Genomic DNA, 21,362 nt, shown 5'->3' with positions numbered 1-21,362 from the left:
TCTCTTTTCTCTTTTCTCTTTTACCGAATCTGAACGTCGATGTCCCGCGACGAATCGTACACGCCGTACGTGCCCGCGTTGATCGCAAACTTACTGCCTTCCGGCACGTTTTTGAACACATCCATGCGGAAGCCGGTTTTGCCGGTGTCTTTGTAGTAAGACTGCTTCGGATCGGGTTCGTACGTCTGACCGTCGACTTTCAACCGCGTGCCGGTCACCAGATAGAACTTGCCGCCCGTAGGCGTCGTGATCTGCACGTCTTTGCCTTTGCGCACAATCTTGTAAGCCATAACGCTCCCGTCAGGCATATTCTCCCCTGCGGCTTGGACTTTATCGCTCGGAGGCTGGACTTCGGTCCAGATGTCCGGGTAGACCCGGGCGACTAACGCATCGCGCAGCTTCAACGTGAGCGGTTCCTTGGCGAGATCCTGAAGCTGGTTGCCCCTGAAGCCAAAGTACATCGTCTCGCCGTCTGTCGTAACCCCTTCTATCGGATTGTAAGGCAACCCCGGAATCGGAGCCTGCATGCCCTTCGTTTCAAATTCTCCGGCCTGCAAGATCATACGGTTATAGTACATGAACTTGCCGTCTTGAAGCACGGAAGAATCGTCCTCACGCGTGACCGGAATCCGCACTTCGAACGGAGTGACCTGCGCTTCGGCAAGGGTCATGCCCGTGCGTTCTTCCAATGCCGCCGTATCCGGGATCGGAACCGACTCGGCAGCCGGAGTGGCTGTCGAACCTTCGACCGTAAAGTCGATCGACCATTCGCCTTCCACTTTTTTGACCGTTTGAGCGTAGGCGTAGACGAATTGCAGGTTGTTCCGCTCCTGTCCGGTCAAATTTCCAAAATCGAAAAATTCGGTTTTGCCATTCTCGCCGTATCGGCTTTCTTTCGGCTTGATTACGGTGTCTCCGTTTTTGGCCCAGATAAAGCCCCGATGCTGCACTTGGGTTTCATGCTTTTGCGAATCGTAAATATCGGGCACAGGTTCCGCTTGATTGGCCCGATATTCCAGACTCAACTTTGTATCTTTGGCCGTCCAGCGGTAAGCGGACAGTTCGAAACGAAAATCGTCGGCCGGAATGATTTCGTAGCTTTTGCCTTCTGCAGGATTTTCGAGCGGAACCTCGACTCTGTCGTTCACATGAAGATCGGTCATCTTCAGCCGATACTGTCTTTTCTCTCCGGCGGCAGGCAGGTTTTCTTGAATATACCGGGTTAGAGTCAGTCGATCCGAACCTTCGTCCACGTTGAAAAAAGCTTCGATCGGCGTACTTGTTCCGCTGTCCACGTCAGTTAGCGTTGCCGTTTGGAATGCCGCGTCGTCGAAAGCCTGTCCTTCCAGTCCCGAGAGACTCATTTGCAACGCCATTTGGGTTGTTCCGTCCGTTTGTTGATAGCCGATCACCGCATTATCCAGACTCAGCTTCACGCCGTCGACTTCGGCCGAGGCATCGACGCGCTGGCCGGCGGGATCGGCGGTAATCGCTTCCGGCTCGGCCTGCCGCTGTTCCAAATAAACGGCGGTGCCGGCGGCCGTGGCGATCACGGCGGCGGCGGAAGCGGCCAGCGTCCATTGGCGCGCGCGCGAAAAAACGGTTTTCTCCGGTACGGTCTCGGTCTGCTCGCTCCATCCCGAGCGGCGGCGCTCCACTTCCAGGCGAATCCGGCTCCACATTTCTTCGTAATTCGGGCTGCCGTCCGGCAAACTCCGCATTTTTTGCTGGATGTGCTGTTCAGTAATTTGAGACATGCCGTTCACTTCCTTTCCCCGGCGATTCCGGACTTTTTTCATACAATTTCTTGAGCATTTTCAACCCCCGATTAACTCTCGACTTCGCGGTCCCGACCGGCACGCCCAGCGCTTCGGCCGTCTCGGCCGTCGACAGATCCGCCATGTAGTACAGCAGCAGCGCTTCGCGCACTTTGGGCTTTAATTTGTTCAACAGATTCCCGAACTCGTCCGCCGTCTCGCTTTTCTCGAAAGTCTGCTCGACCGATTGCGGCGCACGCAGCGGCACGTTGATCGTGAACGCCTTTTTCTCTTTGACGTTTCCGTTCGTCCGGCGCCGCATCAGCGAATGGCATTCGTTGGCGGTGATCCGCATCAGCCATGCTTTGACATGCTCCACCTGACTTCGATCCGCCAGCATCGCTTTGACGAACACCTCCTGGCAGATATCTTCCGCGTCCGTTTGGTTCCGCAGCATGTGCAGACAGTATCGGTACACGTCTTCCCTGTAGGTTATGAATAACGTATTGTCGTCCACCATTTCTCACGTCCTTTACCCCTCTTATGTGATGGTTCCCTGTTATAGAGACTCGCGGGAATGACGAACAGTTCGCTTTTTGAAAAAAAACCAAAAAAGCCCGACCCCGCCTGCGAACAGGGCGGGGCCGGACTTGGAACACCGAAAGATTCGTACGCTTGCGTTTGCGTCGTTTGCGCCATTCGTACCGTTCGCAACGTTCATGCCGTTCGCGGAGCTTGCGGCGGCGTCAGGCCGGGTTCGCGCCTACTTCCGCAGCACGATTTCCATATCCCGGGACGGATCGAGCTGTCCGTACAGGCCCAAGCCCAGCTTCAGCTCGGCATCCTGCGGCACGCTGCGGTAAACGTCGACCCGGTAAGCTCCCTGTGCCCGATACGGGCTGTAGGAAGACTTCGCGTCCGGCTGCCGTACTTCGCCGTCCACGCTCAACACCGTTCCCTGCACCAGCTTGAGCGGATCGCGGGTCTCGGTCACGATCTTGAGATCGCGGCCCTGGCGCGCGTAGCGATAAGTCAGCCGACTGCCGTCCGGCAGTTCGGCGCTCGCCTGCCGTTCTTCCGATCCGGGAGCAGCAAGCGTCGTCCAGAAATCGTCCGGCGCCTGGCGAAGCACGAAAGCCTGCTCCAGCTTGACGGACAAAGGCCCGGTCGTCAGATTCTGCATGTCCACGCTAAGCGGACGGAAAAACAAAGATTCCGCAGTGCCCGCATTCCCTGCGGCCGACGCTTCCTCCTGCTCGACCTCTTCGAATTCGGAATCGCCGGCAAGTACGGTGCGTTTGTCGTAGAACAGCAGGCTGCCCACCTGCATCGCCCGGTCCTGCGGACTTCTCTCGATCGGCAGACGGATGCCGTACGCGCTTACGCTGGCTTCCCCGACGGTCCAGCCGGTCTGGCGGCGGATCTCCGCAGCGTTGACGGGCGTAAGCTTGACCGACCGTTCCCGCGCTTTCGATACGTCGAGCGTAAAATCCATTTTCCAGCTGCCGGCAATTTTCCGCACCGTTTCGGCGTAGCTGTAGGTCAGCGTCAGCGCCTGCCGCTCCTGCTCGCTCAGGCCGGGCAGCTCGTAATTGACGGTGAACTCGCTGCCTGCCCAGGTTCCCGACGTCGACTCGACGGTATTCGAACCGGAATTCAAGCGCAGCAGCGTACGGGTCTCGATCGACAGCGACCGGGGGTAAGCAGAGTCGGCGTCCGTATCGGCTCCCTGCAATTTGTAGGTCAGCGTCAGCAGTCCCTGTTCTTCGTCCCATTTGGAATCCAGCATCCGCACGGAGACGCCTTCCACGCCCGGAACCGGGTAGGTCGCGCCGGTCTGGAGCGTTCCCTGCAGCGGAACGTCATGCCGCCGAATCAGGTACAAATCGTCCATTTCGAACCGGAGACGCCGGGTGCTCGATTCGGCTGCCCATTCGTTATCGAGCATTTTGCCGGCCTGCAGATCGTGCATGCCCTGCCGCAGATCGAAGCTGGCTCCGTCCATGTCCCGGGTCTCTCCGCTGTCGAGATCGATCAATCGTCCCGAACCGAAGCCGGCGTATTCCGCCTCCGACTCGTTCAGGCCGCTTAGGTTCATCTGAAGCGCCAGCCGATCGGACGGAGCGTCAGGCTCCTCTTCGGAATGTCCCACAATCGCATGGCTGAGCGTCAGCTTCACCCCGTCCACCGCAGCCGACGCTTCCAGCGATTGGCCGGCCGGAGCCCCGTACGCCTGCTCGGGCTTGTCCGGGCCCGGAGCCGGCTGCCAGAGAATCACGCCGGTCGCGACGGCTCCGGCCAGCACCGCGGAAGCGGCGGGCACGGTCCATTTGCGGCGCAAATACGGCTTTGCCGCCGGCTTCACTTCGGTCCAGCCCGATCGGCGCTTGTCGGCTTCCAGTACGATACGTCTTCGCATGCCCGCGTAATCCGGGCTGCCGTCGTCCACCTGGCGAAGTTGGCCTTCCAGATCGGACTCAATAATTCGAGGCATGATATCCACTCCTTTTTTCCGCTTGCGTATTTGATTCTTCCAGCAGCTTTCTCAAGGCTTTCAATCCGCGGTTCATTCTCGATTTGACGGTGCCGAGCGGCACGTTCAGCAGATCGGCCACGTCCGCAAGCGGCATGTCCGCCATATAGTACAGCAGCAGCGCTTCCCGGAATTTGGGCTTGACCGATTGCAGCAGCAGGCCGAATTCCGCGGACGCTTCCCGGCGCTCGTATCCGCCTTCGACCGACTGCGCAAACCGCAGCGGATCGCTTTGCAGAAAAGCCAACTGCTCCTTGTCCCGGCCCCGGCTTCTGCGCCGCACCATCCCGTGGCACTCGTTCGCCGCGATGCGCATCAGCCACGCTTTCTCGCTGCGCACTTCGCTCCGATCGGCCAACATCGCTTTTACGAATACTTCCTGACACGCGTCTTCCGCGTCCCCTCTATGTTTGAGCATGTAGAGGCAGTAACGGTATACCGTCGTCTTATGCGTTTCGAACAACTCCAGGTCGTCCATGTCCCTTTTCACATCCTTATCGACTTCCGTAGGCCTCCCTGCCCATTTGATCATGAATGAGCGCGCGCTTCTTAGTAGAGGACTGACGAAGCCGCGCAGAGGTTCCCGTTTGCCGGATCGCGGCAAACCGCCTCGTTCTTCCCAACCGAACGCTACGCCGCGCAGAAGCGAAAAAGGCTGTCGGAAACGTGCCCGGCAGCCTTGCCTCTCCTTCCACCCGCTTATTCGCGGATGATCACTTTCGCGTCCTTGCTGTCGTCGACCGTTCCGTAAGCCTGCAAATTAAGCTCGAATCGCTTCCCTTCCGGCACGCTGCGGTAGACGTCAACCCGATTGTACCGGCCTTCAGCGTCCCGGATCGAACTTTGCGCCGACGGCTGGGTGTCGTAGGCGTAGTCCCGGCCGTCGACCCGCAGCCGCGTGCCTTCGTACAGATTGACGTAATCCGGGACTGCGATCTCGACGAGCACGTCCGTCCCTTCCCGGTGCAGCGTGTATTCGACCTGTTTGCCGTCTTCCAGCGTATCGGTCGTCGTCCATTCTTCTGCCGTCGGCACGTCCAGCGGCACCCAACGATCGGGATCGATATGGGCGACCCACGCCGAGCCGAAGATCGCGCTCAACGGCCTGCCGCGGAAGTCGTAGCTTTCCTCATAATCGTGCGTCTTCGGATTCGCCGGTTCCTTGCGTTCCAGGCTCTGGATGCCGAATTTGACGAATTCCGGTTCCTGTTCGCGGCCTCGTCCGACAGCGATGCCGGGAACAGGGTCCTGCGAGCCGGACAGCGTCACTTCCCCGTCCGTCAGCTTGATGCTGCCGTACTGCACGATCTGTCCGTCCCGCAGCGAACGATCGCCGGTTCTTCGATCCAGCGGAATCGCGATGCCGTATGCGTCGAGCAGCGCGTCTCCGAGCTTCCAGCCGGTCTGCTCCGTCAGGGCGGAATCGTCCTGGACCGGTACCGTTTCGGTCGGAATTTGGGCTTTGGACGGATCGAGCGTAAAGTCGAGCGTCCACGGGCCTTCGACGACCCGGACCGGTTCGGCGTACGTGAACGTCATCGTCATGTCGGACAGCTGGTCTTCGGTAAGCCCTTTGATGTTGTACGAACCTTCGACTTCCGCGACGTCTTCTCCTTCCGACCAGCTGGACCAGCCGAGTTCACGGTCGCCGAGCTTCAGGCTGACCGAGTTGCCCCGATCCATCGCCAACAGCAGATCGCTCTGCGCGTCAAGCTTCGGCACGTTTGCGTTCGGCAAATATTTGATATTCAGCAGTCCCTGCTTGTTGTCCCATTGAATATCCGTAATTTTCATCTTGAAATTCCGATCCGGCAGGACCGCATATTGTTTGCCCAGCTTGACTTTGCCTTCGATCGGCACCGTCGTGCGGCGAATCATGTAGAGGTCGGACATCTCCAGCCGGTAGCGGTGCGGTCCCGGGGCCGGATTGAACGCTCCCGTCACCCGGGCCGACGTGTTGAGCTTCCGTTCGGCTTTCCAGTCTTCGATACTGCGCACGTCGTCCGTATTGAAATCGCCCATGCTCAGTTCAAGCTTCTTGCCTGTATCGAGGTCGGTGATCGACGAACGGTCGAAGCCCGCGACCTGCACGTCTTCGTCGCCGAAGCCGAGCAGCGAGAAGTCCAGCATCATTTTGGAATCGGGCGCGGTCGTCCCGAAATCCCTCGCCGTCCCCTGCACGACGTTGTTCAGCTTCAGGACGATGCCGTCCGCTTCCGCCTGCACGCCGACGGCTTGCCCGATCGGCGTCGCCTGCGCTTCCGGAACCCGGCTCTCGAAGTAGCCTTGCGAAGCCGCGGCTCCGAGCGCAATCGTCGCCGCCAGCGCGGCGCACGCCGTAGGCATCAGCCATTTTCTCCTCGGAGGGGATGGAAGCACCGGCGCGGCAGCGTGCTCCTGCCAACCGGATTCCCGCTTGTCCGCTTCCAGGCGAACCCGGTTCCACATCGCGTCGTAGTTCGGTTTCTCCTTGCGCAGCCTGCGCAGTTTGTCTTCCGTTTCCCGATCAGTAACTCGAAGCATGAACGTCACCTTCTTTCTCCGGCTGCGCCGGTTCCTTGTCCGCCAACTTTTTTAACGCCTTCAGCCCCCGGCTGATTCTCGATTTCGCCGTGCCGATCGGCACGTCCAGCGCTTCCGCCGTCTCGGCCACCGACAGGTCCGCCATATAGTACAGCAGCAGCGCCTGGCGCAGCTTCGGCTTCAGCAGGCGCAGCCGCTCCTCGAATTCGTCCGACGTCTCCAACTGTTCGTACGCCTGCTCCACCGACTGCGGCGAACGCAGCGGCATATTCATCCAGAACGCGCGCTTTTCCTTGATCTGTCCGTTCGTTCTGCGCCGCACCAGCGAATGGCATTCGTTGGCGGCGATCCGCATCAGCCACGCTTTGAGGTACTCGATACCGCTTCGGTCGGCCAGCAGCGCCTTGACGAACACTTCCTGGCACACGTCTTCCGCATCCGCGCGGCTGTGCAGCATATACAGGCAGTAATGGTATACGGCTTCTTTGTATGTCTCGAATAATTCCCGATCTCCCAACGTCGCTCACTTCCTTTGCCCCTCTGTAGTGATCACTCGCCTATATGAACTGCCAAGCGCGGCGATCGGTTCCTTTTTATGATAAAAAAGAACGCGGGCCTCACAGCGAAACCGCCGAAGCCGGGCCAACCGCGCACAAAAAAAGGACGGCCGGAGGCCGCCCTTTCTTCCATTTCTCGAAAAATTGTACCAAATCGAGTCGAGTCGATCCGCTCGCAACGTGCTGCCGCCAACGTCCGCCGGTTCGAACTTCTGCCGAACGACGGCGCTTCGAACAGATCTTTACTTGCCGATCGACTCCAGGTATTCGGACACCTGGGTCGGCGTCTTCGCGAACTTGCTGTGCAGGTGGGCGATTTTCTCGCCGTTCTTGAACACGAGCAGGCTCGGAATGCCGCGCACTTCGTTCGACTCCGCGATATCCTGGAATTTCTCCGCGTCCATCGCGAAAAAGTCCTTGTCCGCGTTCTTGTCCATGATGCCGCCGATGAACCGGTCCAGGTTTTTGCAATCCGGGCACCAGTTCGTGTCGAACTTGATGACGGTCAGCTTCTCGCCGCCGATCTGTTCGTTATATTGTTCCAAGCTTTCGATTCGTTCCATATCGCATTCTCCTCCCGGGTTCGGGGACGGGCCCGTCGATGCCAAGCGGTATACGTGCCGATGACGTCAGGCGAAGTTTGCGTGCCGCGGCCGCCGTTTACCCGGTTCCGCTCAATAAGGGTCCGAGTACGAATCGCCCGTGCCCGGACGGATTCGCCGTTTGGCGGCCTGCAGCGTGCGTTCCATCTCCTGCACGGCTTCTTCCACGATGCGGCGGTCGACCAGATAATCCTGCACTTTCGCTTTTTCCATCAGGCGCGCGATCTCGGCATCTTTCTTCTCCAGATCGTAGCCCTGGCGGCGCTGAAGCGCATTGTACTTGTCCAGCAGGTCCGAGATGACCTGATAGAACCGCTCGTAATCGAGAATGATGTCGTCCAGAAAAGCGTCGACGTCTTCTTTGGTATACCCGCGCATTTTGACGGGAAAATCTTTCTCATGAATTTGCAAGGCGTCAAGCTTGATGCCGAGCTGTTTGAACAGACGTTTCTGCTCTTCGAGCTGGCGTCGATACTGCTCCTCCATGCCCATCCCTCCTCCGTTTAATGTATCATAATTCAAGGTGAAAATGATCGATTTTTAAATAAAAGGTTTTGCAAAACCAAAATTTAAATGTTCCACTGTCCGGCCCGGAATACCGGTTCGACGCTGCCGTCCTGCCGCTCGCCGTCGATATCCAGTTGATCCGAACCGACCATGAAATCGACGTGGGTCAGGCTCGTATTGCCGCCGCGCGCCAGCAGTTCGTTCTGCGACAAAGCCGTGCCGCCCTGCATGTTGACCGGGTAGCAGCTGCCGAGCGCGAAATGGCACGATGCGTTCTCGTCGATCCCCGTATTGTAAAAGACTCGGTTCAGCCGGGAAATCGGCGAATCATACGGCACGAGCGCCACTTCGCCGAGATATTTCGCGCCTTCGTCCGTATCCAGCAGCGATTCCAGATGCTCGCGTCCGCTCTCCGCGTCGTATTCGACGACCCGTCCGTTCTCGAACGTCAGCGACAGTCGTTCGACCAGGCGGCCGTTCAGGTTAAGCGGCATCGTCGACGTGACTTTGCCGTTCACGCCGGTGCGGTTCGGCATCGTGTACACTTCTTCCGTCGGCATGTTCGCCACGAAGTAGACACCTGCACGATTCGTGTCCCCGCCGCCCAACCAGACGTGGTTCGGTGCCAGTTCGACCTTGAGATCGGTACCCGGCGCCCGGTAATGCAAACTTTTGTAGTTTTTGTCGTTGAGCTTCTCCTGCATGACTTTGAGCGTCTCGATATGGCGGCGCCAATTGTCGACGGCGTCGCCTTCGCCGACCCGGTTCATTTGGAAAATCGTGTTCCACATCGCGTCCACGCGCTGCTCTTCGGGCAGATCGCCGAACACTTTGTTCGCCCATGCGCGGGTCGGCGCCTTGATCAGGCACCAGGCGAGTTGGTTCGAGCGCACGTAGTGCTGATAGCCTTTGCGCGCCGCCGCGGCCGCTTTGGTCGCCCGCGCCACCCGCGAAGAGTCGATGCCGCGGTACAGCTCGGGGTCCGGCACCTTGATATGCATGACCGCGCCGCCGTCTTCGGCCAACTTCTCCAGCGCTTCCGCCTTGAATGCCGGGTAGTAATCGAACGTGTCTTCCGACGCGTATTGATACCGCAGCCGCGTCGTCGCTTCGTCTTCCCATTCGACCTCGACGTATTTTGCGCCCGCTTCATACGCTTTGCGGACGACCAGCCGCGCGAACTCCGCCGCCTCGATTGGCGATTGGAGATGCAGCACCTGGCCTTTCTGGATATTGACCCCTACCTTTACGACCAATTCTGCATATTGTTCCAGCTTTTCTCCAAACAAATCCATTTCTCTTTTGCCCCCTGATGAGCGTTTTTATGTAATAAGGAAAAACCGATAATGTTACACCTCTACTTATCATAGTCAAAGATTTCGCAAAAATCCACAAAGCGGCTTTCGATCGCAAGTTTAATCGCAGCCGAAAGTTTCTTATCAATTTCGATCCCGGAACGTTCCTGCCGAGATCGAGAGGTTTCCCGTGAGCGATTCCAATCGAATTTTGTCAGTGCAACATAAGAAAAAGACCGAAGGCCTGTAAAGAGCCGTCGATCTTCTTTCGATCTACCGAGTTCGAAAAATCCGTAATTTTTGGCATGCGCCTATGCATGGTGAAACGGATGCAAGGCCAATCGGTCAAATGGCCTTACTTTGGATCACGGCTTTTTACTTTCAAGAGCAATAATCGGATTCGTCTCGAAAACCGTGTAATTTTGGGTTTGCAATTTCTCGATCGTCTCCGGGTCCATTAACCCTAACCTTTTGAGTTCCAGGTTATCGACGGGAGACGGATAGGTTCGTCTTTGCAGCGTACCGAATCTTTTTTTATTGTAGACGCGGTTTATATACAGCGCGATGTAAAACAGCGAGAAAATGCCCATGGCCAAAATGACCAGGTTGCGCACATCTTGATCCATCGTGTGAAAAGAAGCATGCAGCACTTTTGTAAGGCCGTTGTCCCATCCCAAAGTAGCGGATAAGAAAAACAAGAACACAGCCAGCCCATATATCCAAAAAGCCAACGAAAAAACGAAATCGACGCAAGCGCGAAACCAGGAACGGTTGCCTACGATCAGGAAGCTTTCTTCTTCATGCCGCGGTCCGGACTGTTCCATACAGCGTAACCTCCTCTCAGGCGAGACGAAATAGCCCGAGGGACTGCGGCCATAACGACAAACGTATTAACCATCCAATAAATGGCCGGGTACCAGGCTGCCCAGAAATAATATTTCAATACGCGGTTATAATTGGAGTCGATCACAAGCGCGATAAATAACTGAACCAGGCTGATGAGTACGAGCGTAAACGAAGTGAGCGTAAACCAGAGGAGCCGTTCCTGGATCGTATCGGCCGTAAACAACAGCAGCAGCGTGACAAACAGCCAGCTGAATGCCCACAAGATACTGATCCATTGTTCGAGGTAAATCAGCCACATTCTGCGCTGCTTCCAGCTGAACAGAATTTTCCAGTGACGGAGAATGACTTCCTGGCCGCCCTGCGCCCACCGAACGCGCTGTTTCCAAATACCCGACAACGTTTCCGGTACCAGCATCCAACAAATGGCCTGCGGTTCATAACGAACGTCCCAGAAGCGCTTTTGGAGCTTCCAACTGACCGCTATGTCTTCAGTAATCATATCCCGGTCCCATAAGCCGACGTCCACAAGCGCTTTTTTGCGAAAAGCGACCACGACTCCGGATACGGTCATGACTTTTCCCAACAGTCTTTGCGTCCGCTTGATGGCTCCGATAATCGAAGCGTACTCGACCAACTGCATCCGACTGAGCAGATTGTTGCGGTTGCGGATCGCAGGACTGCCGGTCACGGCTCCAAGTCTTTCTCCACCTTTAAAGAAATGACGAATTAAATAATAAGGGGCTGTATCAGCAAGGAGGGCGTCGGAATCGACGCAAATGAGGTACTCGGATCTGGAGGCGAACAAGCCGACTTGCAAAGCATTCGCTTTGCCGCGATTTTCGTGCAGTTGAATGGCTCTGACCATGGCGTATTCTTCCGACAATCTTTTGATGATTTTGTCCGTCCCGTCTTTCGAGCCGTCATTAATCAAAATAATTTCTTTTTTCGGATAAGAAAGCGCTGCGAGGTTGCGGACCGTTTCTTCGACGGTATCTTCTTCGTTGTAACAGGGAACCAGTATGCTGATCATCGGCCAATCCATTTCCTCGATGTCCAACGCGTCTTTTTTGGATTCTTTGGTCCTAAGAAAAAGAAGAGAGCCGGCCATCCAAAACAGGGCCATTATAAAAGGATACCAGAAAACAAAACCCGTAATTAGGCTGTAAGGCCCAGAAAAAAGCTCGGGGAAATCCACCCATATTCCTCCTGCCATATTTGTAAAATACTCATTAAAGACTTTGCCATCATACATAGGAAGCAAGCAAAACGTCAACTTAATTTTGCGGAAATAAAACCTGGTTCTTTTCACCTAACTACTCCGCTGCTTCGTTTTGCAAATCAAAGCGCTTTCTGTTATATTCGCGGCACCTATCGAATGACTAAAGGAGCTGCGTCCATGACCGATTATCGCTTAATGCAACCGCACGAACTCGCCGAAGCCGCACGATTGTCGGATTCCGTTTTCCGTCCCTATACGCTGCCTTCGATGAGCGACCTGTTCCCTCCCCTGTTCTCGCCGGGCGTGGCGCATTCCTACGGCGCTTTTGCCGACAGCGGAGCGCTCGCCGCCTTCATGGGGCTCGCCCCTTCGACGCTGCGCGTCGGCGGCGCGGCGGTGCTGCGCGCCTTCTCGATCGGCTCGGTCTGCACGGCGCCCGAGCAGCGGGGCGCCGGCCTCGCCGGCCGGCTGCTGGAGCTGAGCATCGCTCACGCCAGACAAGCCGGAGCCCCGCTGCTCTTCGTCTCCGGCGCCCGCCCGCTGTATACGCGGGCGGGCAGCGCCGCTTTCGGCCGCGCCACGCAGATCGTGCTGCGCCCGGCCGAAGCCGCGGCGCCGGGCGGGCTTTCCTACCGGCTGCGCGAAGCCCGGCCGCAGGACCTGCCCGGTCTTCATGCCCTGCATCGCGCAGGCGATACCCACGTTGAAGAAAGCGCCGCGGGACTCGGCGAACGGATCGGCGCCGCTGCGTTCTGCGGCGTTCTGGGGCTTGTGCAGCGCGTGATCCTCGCCGAAGCCGGGGAAGAACCGGCCGCCTACGCCGTGCTTGGCGTGCCGCCCGGTCCGTTTCACCCGCTGGGAGGCGAAACGGACCGCCTCCCGGCGCGGACCGATCCCGGCGCCGAAGCCGCCGCTCGGACGGAAGATACGCCGTCCGGCAATCCGCCGACGGTCATCGCCTACGGCGGCAATCCGCAGGCGGCAGCCTGGCTGCTGGCATCGCTGCCGGATGCCTGCGGCCTGAACGAGCTGCATGTCCACGTGCCTTGGCAGGAGCGCGAACTTGAAGCGCGGCTTCTCCAAACGCCCGGAGCGGCCGGCTTCTCCGTTCCCAATGCCGGAACGCTGCTGGTGACGGACGTCCGGTTGCTGCTGGATCAAGCTTACGACTTGTGGCTGCTGCCGTGGACCGAAGCCCTTCGGGTCGATGAAGAAGGGCGGGTATTTACGGCATCGGGCGGCCGGGAACTGAGCCGAAGCGAATGGTACAGCGTGCTGTTCGATCCGAACAGCCCTCGGCTCGGCGATATTCCCGGCTGGTTCGAGCCGATCCCCCTGCCTTACGTATACGGGCTGCATTACATTTAACCCGCAAGCGGACGGCCGATGATCCTGTTCCGCTCGTTCTCCTTGGGCTTCGTCGCTTGGCCGGGAATCCGAATTTCGCGACACGTTGAGAACCGGAGAAGCTCCGGTTCTCAGGCTGTCGAGAAAGTCCTATACGTATGAGAAGCTTGTCGACTGCGGGAGAAATTCGTTCCGGTCGCGTGTTGAAATCAGGAAAAAGGATCAAATTCGAATGGGATTTTCCTGATTTCAAAGGCGAACGCTGGCGCTCCTACACTGAATTTCTCCCTCCGCCTCCTCACTTTGTTCAGAATCAGACTTTCGCGACACGTTGAGAACCGGAGAAGCTCCGGTTCTTTTTTGCGTTCTCCGAATTCCCGCTCTCGCCCTCTATCTCCCTGCACTCGAAACGTTTTTTCGTTTGCCGCTTCATCCGCCGGGTAATAGATAAGTAATGAAAAGCAAAACCGTTCCCCGAACAGGCAGGACGAGAAGCGCGCTGCGCGGATCGCTTCTGCCTGTTCACTGTCCGGAGCGCTGCTCCGGGCCGCTTCGCCGGACGAATCCGTCTGTCCACCGGATTCGTCCGTCCCATTTTCGTCCGCAGTGCAGGCACGCAAACGGGATGTATACACCGATCCCGTCCGCATTTCCGCAGCCGGCGGACACTTCGAAAGAGAGTTGAAGTCCAATTGAAAGGCAAAGAACTGCTCAAAGACTACGTCACCGCGCATATTCCGGGTTATCTGCTCGCCGTGCTGCTGATCGTGGTCGCAAACGTCGTCCAGTCGGCGCTGCCGCTCGTGCTCGGCCGCTTTACCGACGATCTGCAGACCGGCGTGCTCAGCTACGATTCCGTCCTGCATTTCGCGCTGCTGCTGCTGGGCATCGGCGTCTCGTACGGCGTGCTGTTCGGATTCGGCCAGTATCAGGTGATGCGGCTCGGCCGCCGGTTCGAATTTGAAGTTCGCCAGAAGCTGTTCGGCAAATTCTCCACGCTGAGCGAGCACTTTTTTTCCAAACAAGGCACCGGCAAACTGCTTAGCTACGTCACGAACGACGTCCAGTCGGTACGCGAATCGATCTCGAACGGCGTCACCCAGACGACGAACGCGGTCGTGCTGCTGCTGTCGTGTATCGTCATGATGATGATCGGGGACATTCCGCTGTCGTTGATCCTGATCTGCATCAGCCCGCTCGTATTCATCCCGCTGATCGTCGTGCGCATCGGGCCGCAGGTCCGCGAACGGTCGATGCACGTGCAGGAATCGCTCGCGGGCATGACCGAATCGGCGGAAGAACAGTTCGGCGGCATCCGGGTGACCAAAACGTTCGGCACGGAAAAAATCGCGGAAAACCGGTTCGGCGAAAAAGTCGACCGGATTCGTTCCACCCAACTGTTCCTCGTCCGGCTGTCGTCGCTGTTCCAGGCCGCCATTCCGTTTCTCGGCGCGCTGTCGCTCGTGCTCGCGCTGCTGGTCGGCGGCACGCAGACGCTCAGCGGCAACATTACGCTCGGCAGCTTCGTTTCGCTGACGCTGTACATGCGCATCATCGTCGGCCCGCTCCAGCAGATCGGCAACGTCATCAACATGATGCAGCGTTCCGGCGCTTCGCTCGAACGGGTCAACCGCCTGATGAACGAAGAGCCGGACGTGCAGGACGAAGCCGATGCGCGCACGCTCGACCGCCCGGAAGAAATCCGGTTCGAACATCTGACGTTCAACTATCCGGGCAGCCGCGAACCGGCGCTCAAAGATATCAATCTCACGCTGTCTCCCGGCAAAACGATCGGTATCGTCGGACGGACCGGCAGCGGCAAGACGACGCTCGTCAAGCTGCTGCTGCGCATCTACGAACCGCCGCGCGGCTCGCTGTTCTTCGGCGCCACGGACATTCGCGACCTGTCGCTCGAAAGCCTGCGCAGCCGCCTCGCGTACGTGCCCCAGGACGGCTTCCTGTTCAGCACGACCATTCGCGACAATATCGCTTTTAGCGACCGGGAAGCGCCGATGGAAAAAGTCGAGACCGGCGCCAAACGGGCGATGATCTACGACAACATCTCGCGCTTCCCGGAAGGCTTCGATACCCGGCTCGGCGAGCGCGGCGTGACGTTGTCGGGCGGCCAGCGCCAGCGGACGAGTCTCGCCCGCGGCCTGACCAAAAAAGCGCAGGTGCTTATTCTCGACGACAGCATGAGCGCCGTGGATTCCGTCACCGAGACGGGCATCCTCGACAATCTGGTCCGCGAACGGCGCAGTAAGACGACGATCATCATCTCGCACCGCATCAGCGCGGTCAAGCATGCGGACGAGATCGTCGTGCTGAGCGAAGGAAGGATCGTGCAAAGCGGGACGCACGAAGAACTGCTGCGGCGCGAAGGCGCTTACGCAATGCTGCACCGGCTGCAGGAGGAGGGATTGCATCATGACGAACTTGAATAAAGAGCTGCCCGCGCAAAAAGAACCCGTCTCCAAGCCGCATGAGGAAAAGCCGTCCACCTCTTCGACGCTGAAGCTGCTGCTCGGGTACGCGAAGCCGCACCGGCTTACTTTTGTCGGCGTCGCCTTCTGCGCGCTGCTCGGCATCTCCGCCGAACTGCTGCAGCCGCTGATCGTCCAGATCGCGATCGACGACCATCTGGTCAAAGGCGAAGGCGGCGGCGCGCTGATCAAGCTCGGCCTGCTGTATCTGGGCATCGCGGTCGTCAGCTTCGTATTTACGTATCTGCAAAACAATCTGCTGCAATACGCGGGGCAGAGCATCATCGCCCGGATTCGCAAAGACCTGTTCGGGCATATTTCCAAAATGTCCATGTCGTTCTTCGACCGGACGCACAGCGGCAGCCTGGTCACGAACGTCTCGAACGATACGGAGACGATCAGCCAATTCTTCACGCAGGTGCTGCTCAGCCTCGTGCGCGACGGCATGATGCTGGTGCTGATCATCGCGCTCATGTTCAGTCTGGACGTCGAACTGGCCGCTTTTTCCATGCTGATCCTGCCGGTTATCTTCATCGTCGCCGCGCTGTTTCGTTCTTACCTGCGCAGCACGTACCAGCAGGCGCGCAGCCGGCTGTCCCGGCTGATCGCTTTTACCGCGGAAAATCTCTCGGGCATGGGACTGATCCAGTCGTTCCGCCAGGAAGAAGAACAGCTCGGCCGCTTCACGGAGCAGAACCGCAATTATTGGACCGCCAACCTGCGGCAGATCCGCTCGAACGTCCTGTTCAACCGGACTTTCGACATTCTCGGCAACGCCGCGCTCGTCCTCATGGTCTGGCTCGGCGGACGGGCCGTGCTCGGGCAGAGCATGGAAGTCGGCGTGCTGTATGCGTTTGTCAGCTATATTCGCCAGTTTTTCCAACCGATCAACCAGATTACGATGCAGTGGAACACCTTCCAATCGACGACCGTCGCGGTCGAACGCATTCAGCGCGTACTGGAGACGAAGTCCGACGTGCGCGAACCCGACTCCGGGCAAACCGTGCCGCTCGATCCGCGTGACGTGCGCGGCGAAGTGAACTTCCGCGACGTGACGTTCGGCTACCGCGCGGACCGGCCGGTGCTCAAGCGGTTGAACCTGAATATCCGCCCGGGCGAGATGATCGGGGTCGTCGGTACGACCGGAGCGGGCAAAAGCACGCTGATCAGCCTGCTCAACCGGTTCTACGACGTCAACGAAGGTTCGATCGAGATCGACGGCACCGATATTCGGCGCATTCCGCAGAGCGACCTGCATGCCGTAGTCGGGCTGATCCAGCAGGACCCGTATCTGTTCGCCGGTTCGATCGTCGACAACGTACGGCTGTTCCGGGAAGACGTCACGCGCGAGCAGGTCATCGAAGCATGCCGGTTCGTCGGCGCGCATCCGATGGTGCTGCGATTGCAAAACGGCTACGACACGCATCTGTCGGAGCGCGGCAGCGGGCTGTCGGCCGGCGAACGCCAGCTGATCTCGTTCGCCCGGATCGTCGTATTCCGGCCGAAAATTCTTATTCTCGACGAGGCTACCGCCAATCTCGACTCCGAGACGGAGAAGCTTGTGCAGGAGGCGCTCACCTCCGTCTCGCAGGGACGCACCACGATCGTTATCGCCCACCGGCTGTCGACGATCATGCACGCGGACCGCATCCTCGTCATGCAGGAAGGCGAAGTGACCGAACAGGGTACGCATGCGCAGCTGCTGGCGAGCGGCGGCCATTATGCCGAACTGTACCGGCATGCCCGGCAGTCGGGACGCGAGCGGCTGCCGGGTTGAAGCGGCGGAAGTCGGGAAGGCCGGAGAAGCAGGACGGTCGGAAGCGCCGGACCGACAGCAGCTTCCGGCCTGCCAGGCGCCGCAGCCAGATACGAACAGCCAAAAGCCCGCCAGACCGTATTCACGGTTCGGCGGGCTTTTCACGTACGCTTGCGCGGGAGGCGGAATCTCTTCCCGCTGCGGCGAAATGTCAATCCATGACGCGGCTCGTCACGCCGAGCAGGATTTTCATCCGCTGCACGACCAGATCCATGTCGAGCGGCTTGGTCAGGTAATCCGACGCGCCGGCGTTCAGGCATTTCTCGCGGTCTTCTTTCATCGCTTTGGCCGTGAGAGCCAGGATCGGAATCTCCGCAAGCTCCGGCGTCAGGCGTATCCGGCGCATCGCTTCCAGCCCGTCCAGTTCCGGCATCATGATGTCCATGAAGATCATCTCGAACGGCGCTTCGTCGCGCAGCTTGTCCAGCGCGTCCAGCCCGGTCTGCGCGACGGTGATCTCCACGCCGTGCTTCTCCAGCATGCTGGTGAGCGCGTACACGTTGCGGATATCGTCGTCGACGATCATCATCCGCATACCGACAAACGGTTTGTCCGGTTCGAGCGCGGACACGGGGAACAGCGATCCCGCCTGTCCTTCGGCGTATCCGCCGCCGGAATCCGGCACGATCCGGATCGCTCCGGGATTGTCCAGATGCAGTCCGTCGCCCCAAACGTCCGATTCGCCCGCCCCGTATTCGCCGTCGGTGTTCCAGGAAGCGAAATCGTTCATCAGCGCCGCTTCCGGCCAGGAATGGCCGCCGCTTAGCGGCAGGAACAGGTCCGCGATCTCCGCGTCGTCCTTGACGCAGGGAAGATACAGGCAGAACGTGCTGCCGATTCCGTATTGGCTCTCAAGCGTGATCTCGCCGCCGAGCAGCGAAGCGAGCTGCGTCGAGATCGACAAGCCGAGCCCCGTCCCTCCGTATCGGCGGGCAATCGTGCCGTCGGCCTGCTGGAACGCTTCGAAGATCAACTTGCGATTCTCTTCGGTGATGCCGATACCGGTATCGTTGACACTGAACGCGAGCTGCTCGTAAGGCGAACCTTCCGGGTTCATCCGTTTGCCGGGAATCCGGCCGATTCGCAGCACCACTTCGCCGCGTTCGGTAAATTTGAACGCGTTCGACAGCAGGTTGCGGAGAATTTGCTGCAGCCGCATCTCGTCCGTATAGATCAGCCCCGGCACGTTCTTCTCGATTTCGATCCGGAACTCGAGCTGTTTGCGCAGCGCCAATTCGGCAAAATGGCGGTTCATGTCGGCAGCGACGCCGCCGAGATCGACCAGGCCCAGTTCAAGCTGCATTTTGCCGGCTTCGACTTTGGACAGATCGAGGATGTCGTTGATCAGGTTCAGCAGGTCTTTGCCGGAAGCGTTGATGCTCGACGCGTATTCCTGCTCTTTCGCGGTCAGCGTGCGTCCTTCGTTCTCGGCGAGAATCTGCGACAGGATCAGCATGCTGTTGAGCGGCGTGCGCAGCTCGTGCGACATATTGGCCAGGAATTCGGACTTGTACCGGGAGCTGACCTGCAGCTCCTGCGCGTACTTCTCCGCTTCTTCCACGGCGCGCTCCGCCGAATGCTTCTGCTCGCCGAGCTGTTCGTTGATGCTCTCCAGCTCGTCGCGCTGCGTCATCAGTTCCTGCGATTGCACCTGCAGTTCTTCGGACTGCACTTGCAGTTCTTCCGACTGCACCTGCAGCTCCTCGTTCAGCGCCTGCGATTCGCGGTACAGACGCTCGACTTCCTGCCGCGCTTCGACCGATTGCAGCGTGCTTGCGAGCAGTTCGGCTTTGCGTTCCAGCCGGACGATCTCGTCCGGTTCGAACGGCTTGGCCGACGCCCATTCGATTACCGCTTTGACTTTTCCGTCGTACAGGGCGGGCACGAGCAGCACTTCGGCCGATTTCACCATGCCCAGCGCGGACGAGACTTTGACGTAATCCGCGGGCACGTCCCGCAGATGCAGCGTTCTGCCTTCGTGCGCACATCGCCCGACCAGCCCTTCGCCGAACGGAATCCCGACGTTCTCGGTCTGCGCCGCATGTTCGGGATCTTCGGCGATTGCCGCCAGCTTGACCAGCGTTCCGCGCGATTCGTCCGCCGAATAGAACACGCCGACAGGAATGCCCGTCGACTCGGACACTTTGGCCATAAACGCTTCGGCCAGCTTGGCACTGGAAAAAGAAGCTTGTTCCTGCAGCAGCTCGGCCAGACGGATCAGGCGTTCCTTATGCTGGTCTTCGGCCTGGATCTTCGCCAGCAGTTCGTTGGTCGAAGCGCCCAAGTCGCCGACTTCGTCGTGAGAACGGATCTTGATCCGTTCTCTCAGGTCGCCGCCCACCGTAATGGAGCGGATCGCTTCCGTCACGAGGGAGATCGTTCTGGAAATATTGCCCGCGATCGCAAGCGCCGCCAAAATGGACACGACGCCGACCAGCGCCCACAGTCCGATCATCGCGTACAGCGTTCGATCGCTGTTCGCTTTCAATTCCGCTACCCGCGCGTTCGTAAGCCGCTGCTCGGTATCGCGAAAAGCGTCGAATTCCACGCGCAGCTGGTCCATTTCGCGTTTGCCGGCATTGCCGGTATAGAAAGATAGCACTTCTTCGTCCCGGTTCAAGCCCTTCAGCTCGATCGTCCGGTCGCCCATTTCCGACACCCAGCTCTCGATGTTCGCGCGGATCAGCCGCAGGCTCTCCTGCTGGGACGCATTGTCGCCGATCAGCTCGTACAGCCTGCTGTAGGTCGTCTCCCATTGGGTGCGCCCGTTATTGTAAGGTTCCAGGTAATCCCGGTCTCCGGTCAACAGATAGCCCCGTTGGCCGGTCTCCATGTCCAGCACGTTTTTTTGCAGCGCGCTGACTTCGTCGTGCACCGCGATATCATGGTCGCTAATGAACGCATTGGCTTCCTGCAGGCTGCGTACTTGCGAAGAGACCGCAAGCAGCGACAAGCCCAGGCAGACCAAAATGAACAAATAGCCGGCCAAAATTTTCGCGCGAATATTGAATCTTCTCGTCTTCGGCACTTCCATGCCCTCCGCTCACTCCGTTTTCTCTTCGATGTTCGGCGATTCGAACCGCCGCGCACGCTGTTCAAACAGCTGGTTCTCCAGCATCTCCATTTGCTTGCGCTTCCAGTTCGCCCGTTCTTCGAGCGCCGGTTCGAACGGATCGTCTTCGCGGATCGTCCACAAATCGCTGAACAAATAACCCTGGACGCGCACGACGCCGCCCGCGTACGGACCGTTCAGCCAGACCATGCCTTCCGGCAGCAGCTTCATTCGGCGTTCGCCGTCGGCCGCTTCGGCCACCTGTCCCAGTTCGATCGCGTGCAGCATTTGGCCGAACGTGTACCAGCCCATCCTATTTGCGTTCGATCAGCTTGAAGTCGTCGTAATGGAATCCCGGCGCCACGATGCAGGTCACGAGGACCGGTTCGTCGCCGAGCGGACGCGCCTTCTGCCAATGCTTGCCCGGCACGAGTCCCTGGAACGATTGGCCGTTCGCCGTATCGGGACCCAGAATGATCTCTTCGCCTTCGACCGGTTCGTCGCCGTCGCCGCCCAGCGTCAACGCGAGCGGGCCTCCGGTATGCCACAGCCACAGCTCGTCGGAATGCACCACATGCCATTCCGAGAACTCGCCCGGATGCAGCAGGAAATAGATCGAGCTTGCCGCGAAGCGGTCGCCCGTGTATTCGGACGGCAGCGCGCTCTGCGGAATCGTGAACGACGATTTCCACAGTTCTTTGTGCCAGCCGCCTTCAACGTGCCCTTCAAGTCCCAGCAGCTCGACGAGCGGAGACAGGGATGTCGGTTGATTTGAATTCATAAGTATGGATCTTCCTTCCCTTTTCAGCATTTCTGAACTCCAGC

At 58.7% G+C, this 21,362-nt stretch carries 17 protein-coding genes; 3 read left to right on the top strand and 14 right to left on the bottom strand.

Annotated features, from left to right (window positions below; all coding sequences use genetic code 11):
• Positions 1-20: 20 nt before the first annotated feature.
• From FFV09_RS16290 to pgaC, 11 genes are all read right to left on the bottom strand, one after another.
• Complete coding sequence (locus tag FFV09_RS16290; RefSeq protein WP_141448810.1) at positions 21-1,757, bottom strand: hypothetical protein; 1,737 nt, start codon at positions 1,755-1,757, stop codon at positions 21-23.
• Positions 1,741-2,277 carry an RNA polymerase sigma factor gene (locus FFV09_RS16285; protein ID WP_246098362.1) on the bottom strand — a complete coding sequence of 179 codons (537 nt, stop codon included), beginning with the start codon at positions 2,275-2,277 and terminating at the stop codon, positions 1,741-1,743. The genes FFV09_RS16290 and FFV09_RS16285 overlap by 17 nt, the downstream gene beginning before the upstream one ends.
• A 243-nt stretch (positions 2,278-2,520) precedes the next feature.
• Complete coding sequence (locus FFV09_RS16280) at positions 2,521-4,251, bottom strand: hypothetical protein (RefSeq protein WP_141448809.1); 1,731 nt, start codon at positions 4,249-4,251, stop codon at positions 2,521-2,523.
• Positions 4,235-4,768 carry an RNA polymerase sigma factor gene (locus FFV09_RS16275; RefSeq protein ID WP_141448808.1) on the bottom strand — a complete coding sequence of 178 codons (534 nt, stop codon included), beginning with the start codon at positions 4,766-4,768 and terminating at the stop codon, positions 4,235-4,237. The genes FFV09_RS16280 and FFV09_RS16275 overlap by 17 nt, the downstream gene beginning before the upstream one ends.
• A 221-nt stretch (positions 4,769-4,989) precedes the next feature.
• Positions 4,990-6,813: a hypothetical protein gene (locus FFV09_RS16270; protein WP_141448807.1), complete on the bottom strand. Its 1,824-nt coding sequence runs from the start codon at positions 6,811-6,813 to the stop codon at positions 4,990-4,992.
• On the bottom strand, positions 6,797-7,330 hold the full coding sequence (locus tag FFV09_RS16265; protein ID WP_141448806.1) for an RNA polymerase sigma factor: 534 nt from the start codon (positions 7,328-7,330) through the stop codon (positions 6,797-6,799). The genes FFV09_RS16270 and FFV09_RS16265 overlap by 17 nt, the downstream gene beginning before the upstream one ends.
• Before the next feature lie 282 nt (positions 7,331-7,612).
• The gene (locus FFV09_RS16260) at positions 7,613-7,933 is read right to left on the bottom strand and encodes a thioredoxin family protein (RefSeq protein ID WP_141448805.1); all 321 of its coding nucleotides are present in this window, start codon (positions 7,931-7,933) and stop codon (positions 7,613-7,615) included.
• A gap of 111 nt (positions 7,934-8,044) precedes the next feature.
• Positions 8,045-8,458, bottom strand: a complete 414-nt coding sequence (locus FFV09_RS16255) for a DivIVA domain-containing protein (RefSeq protein ID WP_141448804.1) — start codon at positions 8,456-8,458, stop codon at positions 8,045-8,047.
• 83 nt (positions 8,459-8,541) lie between these two features.
• The gene (locus FFV09_RS16250) at positions 8,542-9,774 is read right to left on the bottom strand and encodes an aminopeptidase (RefSeq protein ID WP_141448803.1); all 1,233 of its coding nucleotides are present in this window, start codon (positions 9,772-9,774) and stop codon (positions 8,542-8,544) included.
• Between the two features lie 365 nt (positions 9,775-10,139).
• Positions 10,140-10,598, bottom strand: coding sequence for a hypothetical protein (locus FFV09_RS16245; RefSeq protein ID WP_141448802.1), 459 nt, complete (start codon positions 10,596-10,598; stop codon positions 10,140-10,142).
• Positions 10,556-11,815, bottom strand: coding sequence for a poly-beta-1,6-N-acetyl-D-glucosamine synthase (gene pgaC, locus FFV09_RS16240; RefSeq protein ID WP_246098361.1), 1,260 nt, complete (start codon positions 11,813-11,815; stop codon positions 10,556-10,558). The genes FFV09_RS16245 and pgaC overlap by 43 nt, the downstream gene beginning before the upstream one ends.
• Before the next feature lie 201 nt (positions 11,816-12,016).
• Between pgaC and FFV09_RS16235 the strand changes: the two genes are divergently transcribed.
• The 3 genes from FFV09_RS16235 to FFV09_RS16225 all read left to right on the top strand — a co-directional run bounded on the left by FFV09_RS16235 (position 12,017) and on the right by FFV09_RS16225 (position 17,446).
• The gene (locus FFV09_RS16235) at positions 12,017-13,207 is read left to right on the top strand and encodes a GNAT family N-acetyltransferase (RefSeq protein ID WP_170315057.1); all 1,191 of its coding nucleotides are present in this window, start codon (positions 12,017-12,019) and stop codon (positions 13,205-13,207) included.
• 671 nt (positions 13,208-13,878) lie between these two features.
• Positions 13,879-15,630: an ABC transporter ATP-binding protein gene (locus tag FFV09_RS16230; RefSeq protein ID WP_141448800.1), complete on the top strand. Its 1,752-nt coding sequence runs from the start codon at positions 13,879-13,881 to the stop codon at positions 15,628-15,630.
• Positions 15,614-17,446 carry an ABC transporter ATP-binding protein gene (locus FFV09_RS16225; protein ID WP_141448799.1) on the top strand — a complete coding sequence of 611 codons (1,833 nt, stop codon included), beginning with the start codon at positions 15,614-15,616 and terminating at the stop codon, positions 17,444-17,446. Before FFV09_RS16230 ends, FFV09_RS16225 begins: the two co-directional genes overlap by 17 nt.
• 190 nt (positions 17,447-17,636) lie before the next feature.
• Here the strand turns inward: FFV09_RS16225 and FFV09_RS16220 are convergent, their stop codons facing one another.
• Genes FFV09_RS16220 through FFV09_RS16210 form a run of 3 tightly spaced genes read right to left on the bottom strand, consistent with a single transcriptional unit; the run spans position 17,637 to position 21,318 of the window.
• Entirely contained in the window at positions 17,637-20,513 is a 2,877-nt protein-coding gene (locus FFV09_RS16220; RefSeq protein ID WP_170315056.1) for a CHASE3 domain-containing protein, read from the bottom strand.
• Positions 20,514-20,528: 15 nt separating this feature from the next.
• The gene (locus tag FFV09_RS16215) at positions 20,529-20,849 is read right to left on the bottom strand and encodes a hypothetical protein (protein ID WP_141448797.1); all 321 of its coding nucleotides are present in this window, start codon (positions 20,847-20,849) and stop codon (positions 20,529-20,531) included.
• A gap of 1 nt (position 20,850) precedes the next feature.
• A complete protein-coding gene (locus FFV09_RS16210) occupies positions 20,851-21,318 on the bottom strand; it encodes a cupin domain-containing protein (RefSeq protein WP_141448796.1) in 468 nt (155 codons plus the stop codon).
• Between the last annotated feature and the right edge of the window lie 44 nt (positions 21,319-21,362).

The organism is Saccharibacillus brassicae (genome assembly GCF_006542275.1).
Lineage (GTDB): Bacteria > Bacillota > Bacilli > Paenibacillales > Paenibacillaceae > Saccharibacillus > Saccharibacillus brassicae.
Note: the sequence above shows the minus strand (reverse complement) of the source record. Positions and strands in the feature narration are given on the sequence as shown.

Excerpts from the sequence above, each read along its gene's own strand:
- FFV09_RS16270 (WP_141448807.1), bottom strand. The coding sequence starts at position 6,813 with ATGCTTCGAGTTACTGATCGGGAAACGGAAGACAAACTGCGCAGGCTG.
- FFV09_RS16285 (WP_246098362.1), bottom strand. The coding sequence starts at position 2,277 with ATGGTGGACGACAATACGTTATTCATAACCTACAGGGAAGACGTGTAC.
- FFV09_RS16290 (WP_141448810.1), bottom strand. The coding sequence starts at position 1,757 with ATGTCTCAAATTACTGAACAGCACATCCAGCAAAAAATGCGGAGTTTG.
- FFV09_RS16250 (WP_141448803.1), bottom strand. The coding sequence starts at position 9,774 with ATGGATTTGTTTGGAGAAAAGCTGGAACAATATGCAGAATTGGTCGTA.
- FFV09_RS16225 (WP_141448799.1), top strand. The coding sequence starts at position 15,614 with ATGACGAACTTGAATAAAGAGCTGCCCGCGCAAAAAGAACCCGTCTCC.
- FFV09_RS16255 (WP_141448804.1), bottom strand. The coding sequence starts at position 8,458 with ATGGAGGAGCAGTATCGACGCCAGCTCGAAGAGCAGAAACGTCTGTTC.
- FFV09_RS16245 (WP_141448802.1), bottom strand. The coding sequence starts at position 10,598 with ATGGAACAGTCCGGACCGCGGCATGAAGAAGAAAGCTTCCTGATCGTA.
- FFV09_RS16235 (WP_170315057.1), top strand. The coding sequence starts at position 12,017 with ATGACCGATTATCGCTTAATGCAACCGCACGAACTCGCCGAAGCCGCA.
- FFV09_RS16210 (WP_141448796.1), bottom strand. The coding sequence starts at position 21,318 with ATGAATTCAAATCAACCGACATCCCTGTCTCCGCTCGTCGAGCTGCTG.
- FFV09_RS16260 (WP_141448805.1), bottom strand. The coding sequence starts at position 7,933 with ATGGAACGAATCGAAAGCTTGGAACAATATAACGAACAGATCGGCGGC.
- FFV09_RS16275 (WP_141448808.1), bottom strand. The coding sequence starts at position 4,768 with ATGGACGACCTGGAGTTGTTCGAAACGCATAAGACGACGGTATACCGT.
- FFV09_RS16280 (WP_141448809.1), bottom strand. The coding sequence starts at position 4,251 with ATGCCTCGAATTATTGAGTCCGATCTGGAAGGCCAACTTCGCCAGGTG.
- FFV09_RS16215 (WP_141448797.1), bottom strand. The coding sequence starts at position 20,849 with ATGGGCTGGTACACGTTCGGCCAAATGCTGCACGCGATCGAACTGGGA.